Raw genomic sequence first — 1,429 nt, 5'->3', positions numbered from 1 at the left:
GTTGACTTTATCTGGCTGTTTTTAGTGCTATTAACAGGCTTTTTTCTTTCTACTATCCTCGCCTTTAAATATGGAAAACGCTATACACAGCCAATTAGTGATTTAGCAGATGTTATTCAACAAATTCAACAAGGTAATTTAGCACTCAGAATTAAACAGCAACATCATGATATTCCACATGAAATCAAGTCCCTTATTGAGAACTTCAATGAAATGGCAAACCAACTTGAAGTATCAGTTAAGAATTCAACTGTTTGGAATGCTGCAATTGCACATGAATTACGAACACCTGTGACAATATTACAAGGTCGCTTGCAAGGTATTGTCGATGGTATATTTATTGCCGATCAAGCTTTACACCTAAGCTTATTGAACCAAGTCGAAGGCTTATCTTACCTTGTGGAAGATTTACGGACACTGACACTTATTGAAAATAAACAATTACGTTTAGAACTAGAAAAGACCAATTTAAAAGATAGTATTGAAAAATGTCTGCAGATGTTTAATGAACGGTTTCAGGTTAAAGGTTTAACTATTATTTTAAATTTGACGGATAAATTGGTTTGCGTTGATATAAGAAGGATGGAACAAGTCTTTATTGCATTATTTTCTAATTTTCTAAGATATTCGAATGCTGGACAAATCAATATTACAACGATGGCCACAGCAGAACATTGGCTATTAATGTTTGAAGATGAAGGTCCTGGTATTGATGAATCGCATCTTGCACATCTGTTCAAGCCATTCTATCGTCTGGAAGACTCTAGATCACGTCTAGATGGCGGTACTGGATTAGGCTTGGCAGTGATTGATGCAATTATTGAAGCACACCAAGGTCATATTTATTATTCTAAATCCAAAAACTTAGGTGGCAGCTGTTTTACTATTCAACTAAATCGTATAAATCGTAAGACATCAACTCATTTATAATGTGTTAAGTTCAGATCAATACGGCTTCATTTAAACCATAAATTTAAGATAAATTGATGTCTGAACTTAACCATTCTGTTTGATGATCCTCAAATAAATTTCATCACAATGAATTCTCATCTCGATATTTCGCTAACATAAAAAATACCACAATGGAGAGTATGCCGATGATAATCCCTGCTGTTAATAATAAATTAACATGAGCTGAACTGAAGGCAATTTTACCTGCGTTAATCAATGCTGTACCTTGTTCAACGGGTAACTGGCTCGCCACTAAATAGGTATCACCAATCGATAGTCTGGCTTTTTCTGCTAAAACAGCAGTTAAATCTGACGGCACTTGAAGATGACTGCCAAATATATAGGCCATGAAAACACCAAATAAAGTAATACCTAGTCCTGTACCCAGTTCATAACCTGTACTTTCAAGTGAACCTGCCGCACCGCCCTTTTCTGCAGGTACTGAGCCCATGATCGCAATGGATGAAGCTGTTAAACC

General features: G+C 35.8%; 1 protein-coding gene and 1 pseudogene. One reads left to right on the top strand and one right to left on the bottom strand.

What is annotated here, in order from left to right; translation table 11 throughout:
* Positions 1-930: ATP-binding protein (locus FTV11_RS16915; RefSeq protein WP_180074513.1), on the top strand; the 930-nt coding region annotated here is incomplete at its 5' end.
* 103 nt (positions 931-1,033) lie between these two features.
* On the opposite strand, the pseudogene FTV11_RS16910 reads toward FTV11_RS16915, so the two are convergent.
* Positions 1,034-1,429, bottom strand: a pseudogene (locus tag FTV11_RS16910) (MFS transporter); the annotation flags it as partial.

The sequence above is a fragment of the Acinetobacter sp. YH12231 genome (assembly GCF_013417755.1).
Classification (GTDB): domain Bacteria; phylum Pseudomonadota; class Gammaproteobacteria; order Pseudomonadales; family Moraxellaceae; genus Acinetobacter; species Acinetobacter amyesii.
This window is presented reverse-complemented; position numbering and strand designations above follow the sequence as displayed.